This window comes from Breoghania sp. JC706 (assembly GCF_037026715.1).
GTDB lineage: Bacteria > Pseudomonadota > Alphaproteobacteria > Rhizobiales > Stappiaceae > Breoghania.
In genome coordinates this window covers 223,200-243,878 of the sequence record NZ_JBANCG010000005.1, presented here as the reverse complement: position 1 = coordinate 243,878, position 20,679 = coordinate 223,200, and the positions used below count along the sequence as shown (strand labels likewise).

At 66.3% G+C, this 20,679-nt stretch carries 13 protein-coding genes; 7 read left to right on the top strand and 6 right to left on the bottom strand.

The features are described 5' to 3' along the window. Positions 1-168: 168 nt before the first annotated feature. Both V2L18_RS12095 and V2L18_RS12090 read left to right on the top strand, forming a co-directional pair. Positions 169-432: a hypothetical protein gene (locus tag V2L18_RS12095; RefSeq protein WP_336178512.1), complete on the top strand. Its 264-nt coding sequence runs from the start codon at positions 169-171 to the stop codon at positions 430-432. A gap of 480 nt (positions 433-912) precedes the next feature. Beyond that, complete coding sequence (locus tag V2L18_RS12090) at positions 913-1,749, top strand: tetratricopeptide repeat protein (RefSeq protein WP_336178511.1); 837 nt, start codon at positions 913-915, stop codon at positions 1,747-1,749. A gap of 229 nt (positions 1,750-1,978) precedes the next feature. On the opposite strand, the gene V2L18_RS12085 is transcribed toward V2L18_RS12090, so the two are convergent. Continuing rightward, a complete protein-coding gene (locus V2L18_RS12085) occupies positions 1,979-3,361 on the bottom strand; it encodes a peptidoglycan DD-metalloendopeptidase family protein (protein ID WP_336178510.1) in 1,383 nt (460 codons plus the stop codon). Between the two features lie 278 nt (positions 3,362-3,639). Next, positions 3,640-4,110: a thioredoxin-dependent thiol peroxidase gene (gene bcp / locus V2L18_RS12080; protein WP_336178509.1), complete on the bottom strand. Its 471-nt coding sequence runs from the start codon at positions 4,108-4,110 to the stop codon at positions 3,640-3,642. A 259-nt stretch (positions 4,111-4,369) separates the two neighbouring features. On the opposite strand from bcp, the gene V2L18_RS12075 reads away from it, so the two are divergent. Continuing rightward, complete coding sequence (locus V2L18_RS12075; protein WP_336178508.1) at positions 4,370-7,687, top strand: AsmA-like C-terminal domain-containing protein; 3,318 nt, start codon at positions 4,370-4,372, stop codon at positions 7,685-7,687. 348 nt (positions 7,688-8,035) lie between these two features. Here V2L18_RS12075 and tyrS read toward each other — a convergent pair whose 3' ends face one another. Then, complete coding sequence (gene tyrS, locus V2L18_RS12070) at positions 8,036-9,289, bottom strand: tyrosine--tRNA ligase (RefSeq protein ID WP_336178507.1); 1,254 nt, start codon at positions 9,287-9,289, stop codon at positions 8,036-8,038. Positions 9,290-9,386: 97 nt separating this feature from the next. Between tyrS and V2L18_RS12065 the strand changes: the two genes are divergently transcribed. Beyond that, on the top strand, positions 9,387-10,508 hold the full coding sequence (locus V2L18_RS12065) for an anhydro-N-acetylmuramic acid kinase (RefSeq protein ID WP_336178506.1): 1,122 nt from the start codon (positions 9,387-9,389) through the stop codon (positions 10,506-10,508). Positions 10,509-10,722: 214 nt separating this feature from the next. Here V2L18_RS12065 and V2L18_RS12060 read toward each other — a convergent pair whose 3' ends face one another. Further along, a complete protein-coding gene (locus V2L18_RS12060; protein WP_336178505.1) occupies positions 10,723-11,922 on the bottom strand; it encodes a GNAT family N-acetyltransferase in 1,200 nt (399 codons plus the stop codon). 103 nt (positions 11,923-12,025) lie between these two features. Between V2L18_RS12060 and V2L18_RS12055 the strand changes: the two genes are divergently transcribed. Continuing rightward, positions 12,026-13,087, top strand: a complete 1,062-nt coding sequence (locus tag V2L18_RS12055) for a polysaccharide deacetylase family protein (protein WP_336178504.1) — start codon at positions 12,026-12,028, stop codon at positions 13,085-13,087. A gap of 263 nt (positions 13,088-13,350) precedes the next feature. Here V2L18_RS12055 and V2L18_RS12050 read toward each other — a convergent pair whose 3' ends face one another. Further along, positions 13,351-14,313, bottom strand: coding sequence for a cation diffusion facilitator family transporter (locus V2L18_RS12050; protein WP_336178503.1), 963 nt, complete (start codon positions 14,311-14,313; stop codon positions 13,351-13,353). A gap of 685 nt (positions 14,314-14,998) precedes the next feature. On the opposite strand from V2L18_RS12050, the gene V2L18_RS12045 reads away from it, so the two are divergent. Together V2L18_RS12045 and V2L18_RS12040 are read left to right on the top strand one after the other, a co-directional pair. Beyond that, on the top strand, positions 14,999-16,024 hold the full coding sequence (locus V2L18_RS12045) for an efflux RND transporter periplasmic adaptor subunit (protein ID WP_336178502.1): 1,026 nt from the start codon (positions 14,999-15,001) through the stop codon (positions 16,022-16,024). Next, complete coding sequence (locus V2L18_RS12040) at positions 16,021-19,257, top strand: efflux RND transporter permease subunit (protein WP_336178501.1); 3,237 nt, start codon at positions 16,021-16,023, stop codon at positions 19,255-19,257. Before V2L18_RS12045 ends, V2L18_RS12040 begins: the two co-directional genes overlap by 4 nt. Before the next feature lie 660 nt (positions 19,258-19,917). Here the strand turns inward: V2L18_RS12040 and V2L18_RS12035 are convergent. Next, entirely contained in the window at positions 19,918-20,559 is a 642-nt protein-coding gene (locus V2L18_RS12035; RefSeq protein ID WP_336178500.1) for a MarC family protein, read from the bottom strand. Positions 20,560-20,679: the final 120 nt, after the last annotated feature.

The following is a 20,679-nucleotide window of genomic DNA, read 5'->3' as shown; positions in this document are numbered from 1 at the left end:
AGACACTAAGGAGGTGCGCCCGCGCCGTCTCGAAGGATGCGCCACACGTTCCCGCCCGACTCCGAACGGCTCCTAAGCAGAACATATTCCTCCGCGTCATATCTCATTAACCAAGGCGAAACCGTCTCGCGCCTAGTGTTGCGGCCTCCCATGAACTGGAGGTCCAGAATGGACGCGCACTCCGAACTTCATGCGGTGCTGGCCGAGCTACGCACGAGCGCAGAACGCGCCGAGGCCGCGCTCTCCAAGGTCCAGCTCCGTCGCGATCCGCGCTTCATGCCGCCGCCCGGCATGCTGGCGACACTTGCGCTGGCGGCGTTGCCGGCGACCGTCTCGGCCACCGTCTCCGCGATCTTCGTGCCCCGCGCGGACGCGGGCCATGACACAGAGGCTGCGGCCGACCGGGACCACGCCACCGGCGGCAACGCATGATCGGTCGCGGAACCTGCGAAAACGGCGGGATATGGGCGCCACTCTGGCGCGAATCGGGCCTTCGGGCGGCTGTTTTTCGGCCAATGTGCCCGGCGCGCAACACACCTTCGTGAATGTATCGGCTAACAATCCGTGACGCGGCGTGCGCCCCCTTTCGGCCACGTTTCTGCGAGCATGTACCGTGTCGACAGGGAGCGGCGTGGACATTGATCCAGCAGACCTTGATCCAGATCCTGGAAACCTCCGGAAGCCTGCATCAAGGTCCGATAACGCCGATATCGATACGCGACGTTTACCCCTTGCGGGGCACGGTCGCTGCTGTGGCGGAAGAAGCCGCCGCGCAAGGGAAGGTACGCCGACCCCGGCTGCCGGAAGAGCGAGCCTGCCACACGGGCATATGGGCGCGCCGACGGCGGGCAGGGCACGGACCGGCATCACCTTCGCTGCGGGCTTTCGCGGAGTAACGAACAGAAAATGATCATGCGGAATACCAACGCGATCCATTGTCTGGCTGGTGTGCTTGGTCTGGGCGGCGTGCTGGCGATGTGCCCGATCAACGCGAGCTTCGCATTCGACCCGGGCGCCGCGCCGGCGGCCAACGTGCAGACGACGCCGGTGGAGGCCTTCCGCCAGGGCGCGCAGGCCTATTTCGCCGGCAACAAGCAGAAGGCGGTCGACGCGCTGTCCTTTGCCGCGGAAAACGGCGTTCCGGCGGCGCAGTGGAAGCTCGGGCGCATGTATGCCGACGGCGACGGCGTGGCCGAGGACGATCTCAAGGCCTTCAAGTATTTCTCCCGCATCGCCGATCAGCACGCCGACGATTCGCCGGGTTCGGAGCAGGCGCCCTATGTCGCCAGCGCGTTCGTGGCGCTCGGCTCCTATTACCTGACCGGCATCCAGAACACCGCGATCAAGCCGAACGTGCGCCGGGCGCGCGAGATCTTCACCTACGCCGCCTCCTATTTCGGCAACGCCGATGCCCAGTACAATCTCGGCCGGCTCTATCTGGCGGGGTCCGCCAACGAAAAGCCCGACCCGCACATGGCCGCGCGCTGGCTGAAGCTCGCCGCGCTGAAGGACCATTACGAGGCGCAGGCGACCCTGGGCAAGCTGCTGTTCTTCGATGATGCCGTCGGCCAGAACCGCGTGCGCGGCCTGATGTGGCTGACGGTCGCGCTGCCCCATGCGCATGGCAAGAAGGACGCCTGGATCGTAGAGACCCAGGAGCGCGCCTTCTCGCTGGCCAGCGAAGCCGAACGCCGCCGCGCGATGAAGCTCGCCCAGAACTGGAACCAGAAGGACATCGCCTCGCGGTGACCCGTCCCTCCGGGCGTTCGGAAGCCGGCGACGGTTGCACGGATACTCGTCGCCCGTCCTTCGAGACGGCCTTGTCAGGCCTCCTCAGGATGACGTTCTCCGTGTTGTAATTTCCTCAATTACGTCAACAAATACAACGTCATCCTGAGAAGGCGCGTCAGCGCTGTCCCGAAGGATGAGCCGCGAGCCGAAACCCCGGCGATCGCTCTCTTTCAAGCCTTGAAACGGCTTACAGAATTCCGGCGAGCTTCTCGCCGGCGCCGAGGAACGTCTCCGGATCGACGGGACCGGACCTCAGCCGCGTTTCGTAATGCACGTGGGTGCCGGTCGAGCGGCCCGTGCTGCCGGCCTCGCCGATGACGGCGCCGGCCGCGACATGTTCTCCAGGCGTGACGAGCACGCGGCTCATGTGGCCGTAGCGGGTGGAAATCCCGTTGCCGTGGTCGATCTCGACCATCAGCCCGTAGCCGCCGTTCGGCCCCGCCGACACGACCTTTCCAGCTGCCGTGGCATGTACCGGCGCGCCGTAGGCCGCGCGCAGGTCGACGCCGGTGTGCATCGCCGGCGTTCCCAGGAACGGATCGAGCCGTGCGCCGTATTCGCTGCTGACCGACAGCGGTCCGTCGATCGGGGCGGCGAGCGGAAGCGAGCGGATGCCGTCGCGCAAGGCCGACAGCCGCGCCACGGCGCGCTCGGCACGCGCCAGCCGGTCGTCGAAACTGGTGTCGCTCGCCAGCGGCTCGAACGGACCGCCCACCGCATCGTTTCCGGTATCGTCGACCTTGAGGCCGAGCGAGCGCGTCACGCGCTCGATGCGGGCGATGTGGCGTTCGGCGGTGACCGCGATGAGGTCGAGCGCCGTCTCCGACTGCCGGTCCATCACCTCCAGCGCGTTGCCGATCCGGTTCATGACCATCTTGTCGGAACGCGCCGGGTCGGTCGCGGGGGCGGGCTGGAGCGGGGGATTGTCTGCGGCAGGCGTGTCCGCCACGGGTCGGGTGACCGGCATGCGGTTGGCCTTGCGCGCCGGCGTCTCCATCGAGCCGCGCAGGGCGAAATCGACGGGGGCGAAATCGGTGGGGCTGGCATCGACCGGCGCGGTCTCCAGGCTTTCGGGCAGACCCGCGGTCGCGGCAGCTTCCATCGCGGGCCCGAGCGGGGAGCGCGGCTTTTCCGGCGGCAGGGGGCCGGCGGCGGCGATGCTGAGACCCGTTTCGGCGGCGCGCGCAAGCACATCGGCGACGCGGGCATGGCGGGCATCGATTTCGCCCTGGCGCTTCGTCAGTGCCTCGATCTGCTGTTCGTAGGTGTGCTGGGCGACGAGGCTGCGGCTGGTGATGCGGTCGATGCGGGCGCGCAAGTCCGCGATGCGGTCCTCATAGGCGCGGGCCTGGCGCAATTGCGCGACCGAGGGGCGGGCGGGGCCGTCGTCGCGCAACATGAGATAACCGGCGGCGCCGACATAGCCGGCCATCAGCAGTGCACAGCCGGCAAGCAGGGAGACGGCGAGCGCGGGCCGTACGGTGAAGGCGGTGGCCCGGTCGCCGTGCGCGAGAATGATTCGCAGCCGCTCCCTGTCTGACGTTCGACCGGAGGAGGATGAGTGCCGCATGATACTGACCGCGTGGGAAACCGGAAAATTCCTGTCGGGAGGCGGCCTTGACCGGCCGTGCGCCGAACTTCGCAAGGCCCGGCGAACTGCTTCGCCTTGCCGCGAGCACGAGCGTTCCCCCGACCCATCCGGAATTAGAGATCAGTATGGTTAACAAAGGCTTTTCATGCAGGTCGCGGGCTGGCGGAAAGGTGGGAATGGGGCGAGGGCGGTCCGACGATGCGGGGGCGATGGCCCAGCCGGTCCGGCCCGGCATAGGCGCCGGGCCGAGGCGTCGTTCAGCCGAGTTCGCGCACGGCGGCGAGCACGGTCTCGGCGTGGTCCTTGACCTTCACCTTGCGCCAGATGCGCGCGATGCGGCCGTCGGCGTCGATGAGAAAGGTGGAGCGCTCGATCCCCATGTAGGTGCGGCCGTAATTCTTCTTTTCCACCCACACGCCAAAGAGATCGGCCACCGCATGGTCCTCGTCGGAGGCGAGGATCACATCCAGATCGTGCTTGGCGCGGAATTTCGCATGCTTTGCGCAAGCATCCGGCGACAGTGCTATGACGGTCGCGCCGGCGGCCTCGAATTCGGCCTTGCGGGCGGTGAAGTCGAGCGCCTCGGTGGTGCAGCCCGGCGTGTCGGCCTTGGGATAGAAATAGACCACGACCTTGCGCCCCTTCAGATCGCCGAGCCGGACGGTTTCACCGCTGTCTGTCGGTAATGTGAAGTCGGGAGCCGGGTTTCCTTCGCTCAATTCGCTCATGATGCCTTCCTTTCGTCGGCTTTCGCCGCATAAAGAACAAACGGAGCCGCTGGTCGGGGCACCTGTGCGCAACTGACGCAAACGGCAGTTTTGAACGTGCGCCCGGCCGGAATCCGTGTCAGAAGTTAGGCCCTAACGGGGCTTTGAAACGGCGGGTGAGACGGTGCGCGACGCGACCGCAAACCGAGCCGGAGAGACGGCGGGCTGAACGGGCCGAGGGTACAGGCCCGGCATACCGGATCAAGGGGAAAGAGCGCCTGTGAAACGGCCACGATTTCGTCGGCACGCAGGACCCGCCGCCGCGGAAAACCAAAAGAGGCGGGCGCGGCGCCGGATTCCGCGCCTGCGCACTCTGGCGGCCCTCGTCGTACTCGCGTTCCTGATCCTCGTCGCGGCCCGGCTCGCCTCCGCGCCCTATGACAGCGTGTGGCTGGGCCAGCTCGTCTCCGCCCAGCTTTCCGAGCGCAGCCGCGGCGCGCCCGTTTCCGTGGAGGCGGTGCGCATCGATCTTTCCGGCACGGCCGCCGCGCCCCTGACGCTGCTCGATATGACCGTCCGCTCCCAGGATGGCGCGATCTCCGCCGAGGTGCCGGAGGTCCGCGTGGACCGGTCGCTCTCCGGGCTCTTTCTGGGCGATTTCAGCATCGGCAGGATCAAGCTCGTGCGCCCGACCGTGCAGATCGATCGGGGCGAGGGGGCGTCGACTGCATTTCCCTCCGCCGCCGAACTTGCCGGCGACGTGGATGCGACGCTCGGCGCGGCGGTTGCCGATTTCGCCACCTTCGGCATCGAGAGCATCGAGGTGGACGACGCCGAGGTCGATCTTACCGGCGCGCTCGACCGCCGCTTCCAGACCATCGACATGCGGATCGCGCCGGATGAGACCGGCCATATGATGCAGATCGACGCCTCGGTCGCGGGACGTGCCGGGCGCTGGAACATCCGGTTCCGCAACGGGCAGGAGGAGAAGGGAGGCGGGCGCTGGTTCTCCATCGCGGCCTCGGACGTCACCATCGCCGACCTGTTGCCGGCCGACTATCCGGTGCGCGCCGGGCGCGGGCTCGGGCTGCCGCTGTTTCCCCAGGCGATGTTCCATCTGGATGCGGACGGCAAGCTCAAGCGCGGCGAGATGCGGCTCGGCGTCGGCGCCGGCTACATCAGCCTGCACAACGACGACGCGATCCTGATCGACGAGATGCTGCTGGGGCTGTCATGGACGCCGGACCGGCCGAATATCGTGCTGGAACCCTCCTTTGCGGCCTTCGGCGACACGCGGATCGTTTTCCACGGCGAGATCCGCCCGCCGGATGCCACGCGCGACAAGTGGCAGTTCGCCATCGAGACGCCGCAGGCCCGGCTCAAGCCGCGTGACGTTCCCGGCCGGCCGCTGACGCTCGACCGCGGGCTCGCCTTCGGCAGCTTCGATCCCGCGCGCATGCTGATCGACATCGACACATTCAACCTGCGCGCGGGTCCCATCAGCGTGACGGCGGCCGGCAGCGTGGAATTCGGTCCCGACGGACCGCTGGCGGCCGTGGCCGTCTCCTCGCCGGAGCTGACGGTCGCAAGCCTGAAGCGGCTGTGGCCGGCCATGATGGTGCCGGAGGCGCGCGATTGGTTCATCCGCCACGCGGTGTCGGGGCGGTTCCGCGATGCCCGCTTCATCGTGGCGCTCGACCCGCTGGGCTTTGACGGCGATCCCGACACCATCGGCTGGACCGACGAGGGTCTGCGGCTTGACTTTTCACTCGAGGGCGGCGCGCTCCGGACGATCGGAGACCTGCCGGATCTGACCGATATCAAGGCAACGGGAACGATCCGCAATGGCGGCTTTTCGCTGAATGTCGAGAGTGCGAAGACGGTGGCGCCCGGCGGCGGTCAGGTCGATGTCGCGGGCGGGGTGTTCTCCATTCCCGACCTGCGGCCGGACGAGAAGCTCGGCAAGCTGGACCTGACGCTGAAGGGGGAGGCGGGCGACATCGCGCGCATCGCCTCACAGGACCCGGTCAACGGTCGCAGCCGGCTCGACATCAGTCCCGACAGCCTGTCGGGCAAGGCGACGGTCACGATCTCCACGTCCTTCCCGCTGCGCCGCGACGACGAGCCCGTCGCCGCCAGCGAGGTTTCATGGAAGGTGGCTGCGGAGCTGAAGGATTTTTCGAGTTCCGAGCCGATCGGCGGCCAGACGGTGCGCAACGCGGACCTGCAGGTGAAGGCCAATCCGGCGGCGGCGGAGGTGCACGGGCGCGGGGTGCTGAACGGCTTGCCGGTGGAGATCAATCTCGACCAGCCGCTGGAGGGCAGCCCCAGCGACCGCAACCAGGACGTCGTTCTCGACTTCGATGCGGGCGATCTGCGCGAGCGCGGCATCGACCTCGGAGGGATCATCGACGGCAAGCTGCGGCTCACGATGCAGACGAGCGAGGACGGCGAGCGAAGCGTTGTCGCCGACCTGACCCAGAGCGAGCTGCGCCTTCCCGAAATCGGCTGGACAAAGGGCGCGGGCGTGCCGGCGAGGGCGCGCTTCACCGTGCACGAGAGCAAGGGCATCCAGATCGTCGACGATTTCCGCCTGACCTCGGACGGGGTCGATGTGGAAGGCGGCTTGCGTCTCGACAAGGACGGCGAGCTTCTGGACGCCAACTTCTCGAAATTCGCGCTGCGCACGACCGACAACGGATCGCTTTCCATCACCCGCACGAAATCCGGCTACGCCGTCGAGCACGACGCCAAGAGCTTCGACGGACGCGGGCTGATCTCGAAGTTGCGGCGGTCCTCCGGGGAAGACGATGCATTCGGCGCGAAGGGGCGGACGCTGACCGTGAAGATGCGCGCCGACCGGCTGCTCGGCTTTCACGACACCGCGATCACCAACTTCTCGCTCGACCTCAACTCCGCGGACGGCACCATCGTCGACATGGCGGCGAGCGGTCTGGTCAACGGACGCAGCGACGTGACCGCGGCGCTGACCGGCGCGGGCGCGCAGCGCCAGCTCCGGGTCGATACCGACGATGCGGGCGGGCTTTTCCGTTTCGTCGATTTCTACGAACGGCTTCTGGGCGGCGATGCGACGATCACGGTCGCCCTGCCGGCGAACGGTCGCGCGGTCGGTCGGCTGGTTGTCTCCGATCTGGCGATCACCGACGACCCGGCGCTGAAGAAGATCGTCAGTGCGGACCCGGCCCTGCTGGGCGCCGATTCCCGCCCGATCTCGCGCCGTCGCGTGCTGGCCAACGGCGAGATGTCGTTCCAGAAGCTCGACGTACGCTTCCACAAGGTGGGGCCGGTGCTGACGATCGATTCCGGCGCGCTGCGCGGTTCGGTTCTGGGCGGCGCGATGGAGGGCACGATAAACCTCAGCACGCAGCAGGTGAACATGAAGGGCACTCTGGTGCCGGCCTATGCGGTCAACAACCTGTTCGGCCAGATCCCTGTGCTGGGCCAACTCGTCGGCGGCCGCAATGGCGGCCTTCTGGGCGTGAATTTCCGCGTGACCGGCGCACTCGACACGCCCGTGGTGTCCGTGAACCCGATGTCGGCGATCGCGCCGGGGATTTTCAGGAAGATCTTCGAATAGGGGCGAGGCATTGCGGTTTCCGCTCATCGGTGCGGACCGCTTGTCGTCTTCTTGCGGCTCTTTGTGAGATCTGTCCGCTTGTCATTCCAGCGCAGACGGGAATCCAGCATTCCAGAGGCGTTTGCGGTCTCGCACTGTAGCGCGATCCTGTGGTTGCTGGATCCCCGCCTTCGCGGTGATGACAACCGAGAACGACATGGCGACCGTTCTCCGGCTTCACCTCTCCCATGGGAGGGGAAACTCTTGCCGTTTTCGCCTCAGGTCGGGCCAATACGAAAAGCCGCCGGCAACGGGTGCCGGCGGCCTGTCAATGGTTGCGGTTCATCTTGCGGACGAGCCGCCCGCGCCTCAGACCGGGCGCAGGAGGATGTGCTTCTTCTTGCCGAGCGACAGCTTGATCACGCCGTCGGCGGTCAGGTCCGCCTCGGTGAGCATGCGGCGCTCATCGGTGACCGCCTCGTCGTTGACGCGTACCGCGCCGCCCTTGACGTTACGCCGGGCATCGCCGTTGGACGCACAAAGGCCCGCCTGCACATAGACCGCCAGGAGCCCGATGCCGGCGGCGAGATCGGCCTGCGGCACCTCGATCGAGGGCAGCGATTCCGCGAGCGCGCCTTCCTCGAAGGTCTTGCGCGCCGTCTCCGCCGCTTCCGCAGCCGCGGCCTCGCCGTGCATCAGCCGGGTCGTCTCGTTGGCGAGGATCTTCTTCGCCTCGTTGAGCTCCACGCCCTCAAGTGCCGCGAGCTTCGCGATCTCGTCGAGCGGCAGCTTGGTGAAGAGCTTGAGGAAGCGGCCGACGTCGGCGTCCTCGGTGTTGCGCCAGAACTGCCAGTAGTCGTAGGGCGAGCGCATCTCGGGGTTGAGCCAGACCGCGCCGTCCGCCGTCTTGCCCATCTTGGCCCCCGACGCGGTGGTCAGAAGCGGCGTGGTGAGCGCGAAAAGCTCGGTATCCGTCAGCCGGCGACCGAGATCGACGCCCGAGAGGATGTTGCCCCACTGGTCGGAGCCACCCATCTGCAGCCGGCAGCCGTAGCGCCGCGTCAGCTCCACGTAATCGTAGGCCTGCAACAGCATGTAGTTGAATTCCAAGAACGACAGGTGCTGCTCGCGTTCGAGCCTGAGCTTCACGCTGTCGCGCTGGAGCATCTGGTTGACCGAGATATGGCGCCCGATGTCGCGCAGGAAATCGACGTATTGCAGCCCGAGAAGCCAGTCGGCGTTATCGGCCATGATCGCGTCCTTCGGCCCGTCGCCGAAGGTGAGGAAGCTTTCGAAGACCTTGTGGATGCCGGCCTTGTTCGCCTCGATCTCCTCGCCCGTAAGCAGCTTGCGGGCCTCGTCCTTGCCGCTGGGATCGCCGACGCGGGTCGTGCCGCCGCCCATCAGCGCGATCGGGCGATGTCCGGTTTCCTGCATCCAGTGCAGCATCATGATCTGCACGAGGGAGCCGACATGCAGGCTTTTCGCCGTGCAGTCGAAGCCGATATAGCCCGTGACCGTCTCGGACAGGAAGAGCCTGTCCAGCGCATCCGCGTCGGAGCACTGGTAGATGAAGCCCCGCTCGGATAGGGTCCTCATGAAATCCGATTTGTAGACAGTCATGGCGTTTTTCCTTGATTGAAAAGGCACCCTCCGGCGGGCGCGGGCTGGGTCATAGCGGATATCGGCAAGGATTTCACGGTTAAAAAAGGGAGCGGCGATGTCGGCACCAAAACGGGCGATCGGCATGATGAGCGGCACGTCGATGGACGGTATCGATCTGGCTCTGGTGGAGACGGACGGCGAGACTGTCGGCGAAACGATCGGCGGGGCCCGCAGGGCCGCATTCAGGCCCTATACCGACATGGAACGCGCGCTCATCCGGACAAGCCTACAGGAGGCCCGGATCGTGCGGGACCGGGCCGAACGCACGCCCGCGATGGCGGCGGCCGAGGCCGCCATCACCCGCGCGCACGAGGAACTGGTGCGTAGCTTTCTCGCCGAGAGCGGCCTTCAGCCGCAGGATATCGCCGTGATCGGCTTTCACGGCCAGACGGTGTTTCATGCGCCCGAGCGCGGCCTGACGGTGCAGATCGGGGATGCGGACGCGCTCGCATCCGCGCTGTCCATTCCGGTCGTCACCGACATGCGGGTTGCCGATGTCGCGGCCGGCGGGGAGGGAGCGCCGCTGGTGCCGGTCTATCACCGGGCGCTGGTTTCGGGCGCCGGGCTTGCCCGGCCGGTGGCGGTGGTCAACATCGGCGGGGTCGCGAACGCGACCTGGATCGGTGCGGGCGAGGACGACCTCATCGCCTTCGACACCGGCCCCGGCAACGCGCTGATGGACGATTTCGTCCATCGCCGCACGGGGGCCGCGATGGATGCGGGCGGCGTGCTGGCGGCGAAGGGCACGGTGGACGAGGCGCTGCTTGCGCGCTGGCTGGACGATCCCTATTTCGCCCGTCGTCCGCCCAAGTCGCTCGACCGCGACGCCTTTGCCTGCGAGGGGCTGGAGGATCTGGCGACCGAAGACGGGCTCGCCACGCTCGCCGCGTTCACCGCCGCGACGATCACCCGCGGGCTGGCGCTCGTGCCGCAGATGCCCTCGATGCTCGTCGTCGTCGGCGGCGGGGCGCGCAATCCGACGCTGCTTGATCATCTGGCGCGGCTGAGCGGGCTTGCGGTTTCCACCGGCGATGCGATCGGCTGGTCGCCGGAATTCGTGGAGGCCGAGGCCTTCGCCTTTCTTGCTGTGCGCAGCCTGGAAGGGCTGCCGCTGACGTTTCCCGGAACGACGGGCGTGTCCGCTCCGCTGACGGGCGGGCGGCTTGTGGGGGCGTAGGGCGCGGAAGATGGGGTGTCGGGGACGGGCATGCGTTGTGGCCGACGCGTGGCCTATCCTTCGAGACGGCCGCGTTGCGGCCTCCTCAGGATGACGTTGTGTTTGTTGTTGGTTTTAGAGGAATAACAACACGATAACGTCATCCTGAGGAGGCGCGTCAGCGCCGTCTCGAAGGATGGGCCACATCCCCCAAAAGATCTCGAACCGCACCCGCCTACAGCTTTGCGCGGCTGCGGATCTGGCGGGCCTTCTTTACCGCACCCCACAGCACCGGGTTCGCCTTGATCGCCCGCTTGACCGACTGGCGCAGTTCGTAAAAGCCGGCGTGGATGCGGCCGGCGGCCGACATGGCGACGAAGCTGTCGAACAGCGGGTCCGGCGCGCACCACGCATCCTTGTAGCGGGCCTCGCCGATGCCGAGGTCGAGCTGGCTCATTCCGGCCTGGCAGCAGTATTCCACCACATCATGCAGAAGCTGGTCGCCGGGGCTCGTTGCGGTCAGCTCGTCGTCGCGGAAGGAATTGAGGAAGCAGGAATAGCGCCCGCGATGGACGCCGCCGACATAGGTCGCGCGGATGATGCCGCCGACCTCCAGCGCGTGCGCCTCCATGACCGGTCCGTCGCCGGGCGTCATCCCATCGAGGAGGATGTCGCGGGTCATTTCCGCCGCGCCGGCTTCCGCGAAGACCGAAGGGATTCCCGCCTGCGCCGCCCGGTCGTTGCGCTGTTCGATCAAGGCCTCCACGATCCTGAGCACCGAGGCCTCGTCGCGGGCATGAAGAAACCGGATCTCGCCGGCCTCGGCCATGGTCTCGCGCTTGCGGCGCAGGGTGCGGCGGCTGCGGGCGGAGCGCAGGCGGGTGTAGAGCGCGTCGAAATCCGGCTCCAGATCGAGAACGTAGGAATTGCTTGGGCTCGGCTGCGCGCAGATGGCGGCAAAGGGATTGGCGTGGCCGTGCCAGGAGGCGGGCTGGTTGACGAGTTCGAACGTGTCGATGCCGGCCTGCCGGGCGATATCGCCCAGGGCGCGACGCATCTCGTCCTCGGTGATCGCGGTGATCTCGGAAGGACACCACAGGCCGAGATTGTAGTTGTTGTACTTCCCGCCGAGCCAGCGCGCGACCTTCAGCGGCCCGGTGCGCCAGATGCCGAGGGGCCAGATGAAGACGGGCGCGCCCGCGCGCTCGCCGACAACCAGCGCCAGCCGGTCGGCGGTTGCGCGGCCGACGTGGCGATGCCAGAGCTGAAGCCAGCGGAACCCCTGGTAGACCGACATGACGGCTTCGGCCTCGAAGGTGCGCCACAGCGGTTCAATCTCTTCGAACGTGTCGATGATCCGCAGATCGAGTGCGGCCGCATGGCCGGGACCGGCCGCCGCGTCCCCCGCATCCGGCATCGAATTCGCCCTCGCCATCCGAAACTCCCTGCCATATTCCCCTCCGTACTCCTAGCAAGGAGTTCTAAAGAAAGGGTGGTTACGATCGGACACATTCTGGGCTTATCGTCGGGACGTTCACGTGACCAATTTCTGGAAGACGCTGGGGTACCGCACGGCAATGGACGTGCTCTATTTCTCTGGCGTCCATCGGATGCTGGCGCCGCTGACGCGCGGCTGCGGCCTTCTCTACATGCTGCACAGGGTGACGCCGGCGCGCGACGAGGCTTTCCAGCCCAATGCCTTTCTGGAGGTCACGCCCGAATTTCTCGAAGAGGTCATCGTCGATACCAGGGCGGCGGGGGTGGAGTTCGTCTCCATCACCGAGGCGCACCGCCGGCTCGTCGAGGGCGATTTCGCCGGCCGCTTCGCGGTCATGACGCTTGACGACGGCTACCAGGACAATCTCGACGTCGCCCTTCCGGTGTTCCGCCGTCACCGGGTGCCCTTCACGGTCTTCGCGTCGAGCGGGATCGCCGACGGTTCCTGCGAGTTGTGGTGGCTCGCACTGGAACGGATCATCGCGGAAAACAGCGCGGTTCGCATCGATTTCGAGGACCAGAGAAAGACTGTGCAAGCCGGCACGACGGCGGAAAAGGACGCCGCCTATGTGCAGCTCTGCCACTGGATCGGCTACGAACTCGACGAGCATGCGCAGCGCCGCGCGATCCGCGCCCTGGCACGGGACGCCGGGCTTGATCTTCGCGCGCTGTGTCGATCGCTGGCGATGGACTGGGACGGCCTGCGCCGGCTCAAGGCGGAGCCGCTGGCAACCGTCGGCGCGCACACGGTCGGCCATCATGCCGTGGCGCGGATGAGCGAGGCGGAGGCGCGCGCGCAGATGGCCGAAGACGTCGCGCGGCACGAAGCGGAGCTGGGCGAGCGGCCGCAGTTTTTCGCCTATCCCTATGGCGGCAAGCAGGCGGCCGGGGCGCGGGACTTCGCGATTGCGGCCGATCTCGGCTTCAAGCTCGCGGTGACCACGCGCCCGGGCCAGATCTTTCCCTGCCACCGCGAACACCTGACGGCGCTGCCGCGCGTCTCGCTGAACGGGCTCTACCAGAAGCGGCGCTACGTTGAGCTGTTGCGCGGCGGCGCGCCGTTTGCGCTCTACAACGGTTTTCGACGGCTGGACGTGGCCTGAGCGCCGGCTCGGAAACGGCAGCGGGCCCTTCACGCCGAATCTTCCCTCTTCATGCCCCTCCATCGTCATCACCCGGCTCTGTCCGGGTGATCCAGCGCGCGCGCCAAATGCCGTGGCCGGCAGTGGATTGCCCGGACAGAGCCGGGCAATGACGGCGGCGGGAGATGAAGGGGAGAGGTCGAACGCACACCACCCGATACCATTTCCGGGTCGGACCTTGAGGGCAGGCGCGCCGGGGCCCGTCTTTCGGTCTCGTCCCGGCGTCAGGCTTCGCCGTTTTCGGCCAGCATGCGCGCCTCGCGCTCCTGCTCCTGGCGATGCCGGCGCCGGCTCTGCGCCTCGATGAACACGCGGCGGACATCCGGATACCGGCTCTTGATCGCCGCCTCCAGATCCGATGTCGTCTCCTCCACTTCGCCCGCGCTCAGCATGTCGTTGAAATCGAGCGACAGGACCATCAGCACGTCGTGCGGGCCCAGGTGCATGGTGCGCATCTCGTTGATGCCGGTGACCGCATGGTCGGCGGAAACCATCCGCTCCACGGTGGCGACGAGTTCCGGCGCAGCCGCCTCGCCGATGAGCAGGCCCTTGGTCTCGTAGGCGAGCAGGATCGCGGTGCCGCCGAGCACGACGCCGATGGCGACGGAGGCCGCGCCGTCGAACCATTCGATGCCCGTGATCTCGGCCGCCAGCAGGCCGGCGAAGGCAATGAGAAGGCCGAGCATCGCGGCGCTGTCCTCAAACAGGACGGTGAAGACGGTAGGGTCCTTCGACTGGCGCACGGCGGCGATGTAGCTGCGCCGGCCCTTGGCGCGGGAAAATTCCCTGAGCGCGATCACCCAGGCCGCCGCCTCGAAGACGAAGGCGAGGCCGAGAACGATGAAGTTGACGAGCGGGTCGCTGACCGGATGCGGCTCCAGAAGCTTCTGGATGCCTTCGTAGATGGAGACGCCGGCGCCCACCGCGAAGATCAGGATGGCGACGACGAAGGCCCAGAAATAGAGCTCCACGCCGTAGCCGAACGGGTGTTCGCTGTCGGCCTTTCGCGCGGAGCGCTTCATGCCGTAGAGCAGCAGGCCCTGGTTGCCGGTGTCGACGAGGGAGTGGATGCCTTCCGACAGCATCGCCGAGGAACCGGTGAAGGTCGCGGCGGCAAATTTGGTGATGGCGATCAGCGTGTTGCCGGCAAGCGCCGCATAGATCACCTTTTTCGAGCCATGGGCCATTCGGGAAGCGCCTCGTGGGAGTGTGGTTCGGGGTGGAGCCGGAATGCCGGAGCGACACTCTGCGGCGACTATAGCCGGGAACGGCAGGATGGAAATGCCGCGTTGACAACGATTGTCCGGCGGGAGCGTTCCATGGGGGAAGGGGATCGGACGCACGAAGGAACCGCACGGAGGAGACGAGCTTTCCGGAAAATACCTTGCACGTCAGACGGCGACACTCTCCGTTTGTCATTCCCGCCTGCGCCGGAATGACAAACGGAGAGGTGCGGGATCATTCAATCCCTCCACCGTCATTGCCCGGCGCAAGTCCGGGCAATGACGGTGGAGAGGTTGAGGCAAGGAGGCGGGTGACGACGGGGCGGCAGCAGACACTCTCCCCCATCCGATCTCTTCGGACATCATCCTCGGCCGCACCGCGTCGCGTCCGGGATGACGCTGTAGGGGGACGGCGAATGAAGCAGGGCACAGCCACCTTTTCCCGCTCCCATCCGCTGCGAATGATCAATTTCCCCAAGACGCGGATGCGGTAAAAAAGAAGGGGTATGAATCCCACTCATTTCATAATATATGTATATTCGAATATACTAATGTACGGGGTGACAGAATGGTTTCCCATGCCTCTCCCGCGCGGACCGGGCACGGGCCGGTTGGGCCGGCCGAGCCGGCTCGCGAAGCCGATGGCGGGATGCGGGGCCGGCGCGGTGCGTCCGGTCCGGTACGCGTGCTGGCGCTCGCCGCATGTCTCGCACTTCTGCCGGCGGCCGCGCTCGCGCAAGTCTTCACCGTGAAATCCAGCCAGGTCGAGGACATCAAGCGTGTCTACGGCACGGTCCAGGCAACCGTGGAAGTGCCGGCGCGCGCCCGGATTTCCGGTACGCTGGAGACGCTCTCCGTCGACGAGGGCAGCTTCGTGCAAAAGGGTGAGGTGGTCGCCCATGTGGTCGACGAGAAGTTGTCGCTGCAGGCCAAGGCGCTGGAAGCCCGGATCGAGGCGGCCCGCTCGCAGGTCACCAAGGCGACACTCGACTACCAGCGTGCGGAGGAACTGTTCAAGCGCGGCACCGTCTCCAAATCGAATATCGACCAGCTCCAGACCGCGCTGACCGTGGCGCAGAACACGCTGAAGGCCAACGAGGCCGACCGCGGCGTCGTCGAACAGCAGAAGGCGGAGGGCGATGTTCTGGCGCCGACGACGGGCCGCGTGCTGCAAGTGCCGGTGACGCAAGGCTCCGTGATCATGGCCGGCGAGGTGGTCGCCAAGGTCGCCGTCGACGGGTTTCTGCTGCGCATCGAGGTGCCCGAGCGCCACGCCCGCTTCATGAAGGTGGGCGATCCGGTGCGCCTGGGCGCTGATGAGCTGGGCGATGACGGGAGTGCGCGCGCGGGCGAGATCGTCAAAATCTATCCCGAGATCACCCAAGGCCGCGTGGTCGCCGACGCCAAGGTGCCGGGCCTCGGCGATTTCTTCGTCGGCGAGCGCACGCAGGTGCTGATTTCCGTCGGCACGCGTCAGGCGATCATCATTCCGCTGAAATACGTCAGCACCCGGTTCGGTCTCGATTTCGTGCGTCTTGCGCGCAAAGGCGGCGAGCCGCTCGACATCGTCGTCCAGCTCGGCGAGCGGCATGAAATCGACGGGGAGATGGGGCGGGAACCGGGCGTGGAGATCCTGACCGGGCTGAAAGCCGGCGACGAACTGGTGATGCCATGAAGCTCGGGCTTTCGGGAAACCTGACCCGCGGATTCATCGGTTCCCCGCTGACGCCGCTGCTGCTGTTTGCCGCGCTGGTGCTGGGTGCGATCTCGCTCGTGACGCTGCCGCGCGAGGAGGAGCCGCAGATCTCCGTGCCGATGGTCGATATCATCGTGCAGGCGGACGGGCTGAAGGCGCCGGATGCGGTCAAGCTCGTCACCGAGCCGCTGGAGACCATCGTCAAGGCCATCGACGGGGTGGAACACGTCTACAGCCAGACCGTCGACGACCATGTCATGGTCACCGCGCGCTTCTATGTGGGCACCAACGCGGATGACGCGATCCTGAGGGTTCACGAAAAGATCCGCGCCAACATGGACCGCATCCCGACCGGGATTCCGGAACCGCTGGTGGTGGGGCGCGGCATCAACGACGTCGCCATCGTCGTCGCCACGCTGACGCCGAAGCCCGAGGCCGCCGACCGCTGGCGCGCCAACGAGCTCTACGATCTCGCCGACGAATTGCGCATCGAGCTGTCGCGGCTCGACAATGTCGGCCTCACCTACGTGGTAGGCGGGGCGGCGAACCAGATCCGCGTGGAGCCGGACCCGGAAAAGCTGTCGCTCTACGGCGTGACGCTCGACCAGCTTGTCGGCAAGGTTCAGGCGGCGAACCGCTCCTTCATGGCGGGCTACGTGCGCGAAAACGGCCGCTCGGTGCCGGTTGCCGCCGGACAGACGCTCGAGGGCGTGCCCGATATCGGCCTGCTGCTTCTCACCACGCGCGACGGGCGGCCGGTCTATGTGCGAGACGTGGCGCGCGTGGTCGTCGGGCCGTCGCAGGACGAATCGCGCGTCTGGAACATCGAACGTCAGCAGGCGGGAACCGAAAAGGGTGAGGTGACGCGCCTGCCGGCGGTGGAAGTCGCGGTCGCCAAGCGGCCGGGCGCCAATGCGGTGGTCATCGCGGAGGAGATCCTCCATCACATCGAGGACCTTAAAGGTCGGCTCATTCCCGATACCATCGACGTCGCGATCACCCGCGACTATGGCGACACGGCGAACGAGAAGGCCAACGAGCTGTTGTTCCACCTGGGGCTGGCGACGCTGTCGATCGTGCTGCTGGTCGGCATCGCGATTGGCTGGCGCGAGGGGCTGGTGGTGGCGATCGTCATCCCCACGACGATCCTGCTGACGCTGTTTGCCGCCCAGATGATGGGCTACACGATCAACCGCGTGTCGCTGTTCGCGCTGATCTTCTCCATCGGCATTCTGGTCGACGATGCCATCGTGGTGATCGAGAACATTTCGCGCCACTGGGCGATGAAGGACGGGCGCACGCGAAGCCAAGCCGCCATCGAGGCGGTGGCGGAGGTCGGCAACCCGACCATCATCGCCACGCTGACGGTGGTCGCGGCCCTCCTGCCGATGATGTTCGTGTCCGGCATGATGGGCCCCTACATGAGCCCGATCCCGGCGAATGCCTCGGCCGCGATGCTGTTCTCGTTCTTTGTGGCGGTGGTGGTCACGCCCTGGCTGATGCTGCGCCTTGCGGGCCGCGCGCCGGTGCACCACGCGCCGGAAACGCCGGGCGATGCGTCGCATGCGGGCGGTCTGCTCGGGCGGATATACCGGATCGCGGCGCGGCCCGTGCTTGCCTCCAAGAGCCATGCCTGGGTGTTTCTGCTGCTCGTCGGGGCGGCCACGCTCGGCTCCATGGTGCTATTCTACACCAAGGACGTGACGGTCAAGCTGCTGCCCTTCGACAACAAGTCGGAAATGCAGGTGATGCTCGATCTGCCGGAGGGCACCTCGCTGGAGGAGACCGACCGCACGCTGGAGCGCGCCGCCTCGCTGCTGATGGATATCCCGGAGATCACCTCCATCCAGAGCCATGCCGGCACGGCCGCACCCTTCAACTTCAACGGGCTGGTGCGCCATTATTTCCTGCGCGAATCGCAGGAACTCGGCGATCTGCAGGTGAACCTTCTGCCCAAGGGCGAACGAAGCCGCGAAAGCCACCCGATCGCGCTGGAAATCCGCGAGCGGCTGAAGGCCTTGAGCGTGCCGGACGGCACGTCGATCAAGGTCGTGGAGGTGCCGCCGGGGCCGCCGGTTCTCTCCACGCTGCTGGCCGAGGTCTACGGGCCCGACCCGAAGACGCGCCGCGCGGTCGCCGACAAGCTGGAGGAGATCTTCAAGTCGGTGCCGTTCATCGTCGATGTCGACAATTCGCACGGCCAGCCGACGGAACGGCTGCGGTTCGCCATCGATCAGGAGAACCTTGAATATCACGGGGTCTCGGAAAGCGACGTCACCAACGCCATCCAGTCGTTGCTGGGCGCGACCACGGTCGGCTATTCGCACCGCGGCGAGGGCAGGCGGCCGGTGGAAATCACCATCGCCCTGCCCAAGAGCGAGCGCACCCTGTCGGAGCGCTTGCTGGCGACGCCGGTGCCGGCCAACGCGCTTCCCGGTGCGCGCGGCGTGGTGGAGCTGGGCGATGTGCTGAAGATCGAGCGGGAGAAGGCATCGTATCTCATCTACCGTCACAACCTGCGGTCGGTGGAGATGGTGCAGGCGGATCTCGCCGGCGAGTACGAGGCGCCGATCTACGGCATGCTGGCGGTGCAGAAGAAGATCGACGAGACCGACTGGGGCAATCTGCCCAAGCCGGAGGTGATCCTGCACGGCCAGCCGGTGTCGGATGCCAATGTCGCCATGCTGTGGGACGGCGAATGGGAAGTGACCTGGGTGACCTTCCGCGACATGGGGGCGGCCTTCATGGTGGCGCTTCTGGGGATCTACTTCCTCGTCGTCGGCCAGTTCGGCTCGTTCAAGCTGCCGCTGGTCATCCTGACGCCGGTGCCGCTGACGCTGATCGGCATCATGCTGGGACACTGGATGTTCCACGCACCCTTCACCGCGACCTCCATGATCGGCTTCATCGCGCTCGCCGGCATCATCGTGCGCAACTCCATCCTGCTCGTTGATTTCATCCGCCACGCCAAGACCGGGGACCGGGCGCTGAAGGACGTGCTGCTGGAGGCGGGCTCGATCCGCTTCAAGCCGATCCTGCTGACGGCGCTTGCCGCCATGATCGGAGCGGCGGTGATCCTGGCCGATCCGATCTTCCAGGGCCTCGCGATCTCGCTGCTGTTCGGTCTGGCGTCCTCCACGCTGCTGACGGTGCTGGTGATCCCGGCGATCTACGTGGTGCTGAGGGACGACGGCAAGCCGATGCGGGAGTAGGGGGGCGGGTTTGTTGCGGGGGCCCGGTTTGTGGCCCATCCTTCGAGACGACCGCTTTGCGGTCTCCTCAGGATGACGTTGTGTTTGTTGATGGTTTAGAGAAATACACAGCACAATAACGTCATCCTGAGAGCCCTGCCCGGAAATGGTATCAGGCTATGCGCTTTCGGTTATTCCCCCTCGTGCCCCACCGCCGTCATTGCCCGGCGAAGTCCGGGCAATCCACCTCCAGGCGCAGCATTTAGGGCGCGCGCTGGATCACCCGGACTTCACCGGGTGATGACGATGGAGGGGTATGAAGGCGCATAGAATCCGAGGCGAAGAACCGGTTACCATTTTCGGGCCAGCCTCTCAGGATGACGTTGTGTTTGTTGATGTTTTAGAGAAATACACAACACGATAACGTCATCCTGAGGAGCCTGCCTTGGCAGGCGTCTCGAAGGATGGGCCCCGGGCGCGAGTTCTTCGATGCGTTCCCTCGCGTCTCCATTCCCGCAACCGTCGTTGCCCGGCGAAGCGCGGGCAATCCAGCGGGTTTGGCATTCTCGGAAGGGGCTGGATCCCCCGGACTTCGCCGCGTGCACCCCTCTCCCCCACAAGCGGGGAGAGGGGTGCACGGTGTTGGCCCTCGGATTCCATCCGCCCGCGGGCGAGCAGGCTCTAGCCCACAAAGAACGCCCGTGCGCCGTCTGCCACGAACTGCACGCTCAATGCCGCCAGCAGCACGCCAAGCAACCGCGTCAGAACTAGCTGCACGGTTGCGCCCATCAGCCGCTCGATGCGATCGGCGGCGAGGAAGATCGCGAAGCACGAGCCGACGATGGCGAGCGTGACCACGATCAGGCCCGTCAGCTCGATGCCGTCGCTTGCCTGGGACGCCAGAAGGATCACCGCCGAAATGGAGGCGGGCCCCGCGATCAGCGGGATCGCCAGCGGAAAGACGGCGACATCGTGCGACTGGTCGCTGCTGTCGTCGTCGGTATGGGCGAGCTTGTCGGCGGTCTCGCTCTTGCGTTTCTGGCGCTGGGCGAAGATCATCTCGAAGGCGATGTAGAACAGCAGAAGCCCGCCGGAAACCTGGAAGGCGGGAACCGAAATGCCGAGGACGTGCAGCAGCGTCTTGCCGCCGAACAGGAAGATCATCAACAGCACCGCCGCAATGGCCACCGAGCGCACGGCGATCGACCGCCGGACAACGCCGGACGTGCCGGTGGTGACCGCCAGAAACATCGGCGCAAGGCCGATCGGGTCCACCGTCACGAACAGCGTGGCAAACGCATTGATCAGATAGTCGGCAAGCATTCGGGGTTCCCGTAACGAGCGATTTCGTTCCATAGCAGGCCCGCCGGCGCGGGGCCACCGGCGCTTTGCCACCACAATGTTGTGCGTAGCTTGGCGGACCTCGGATAACAATCTGAAATA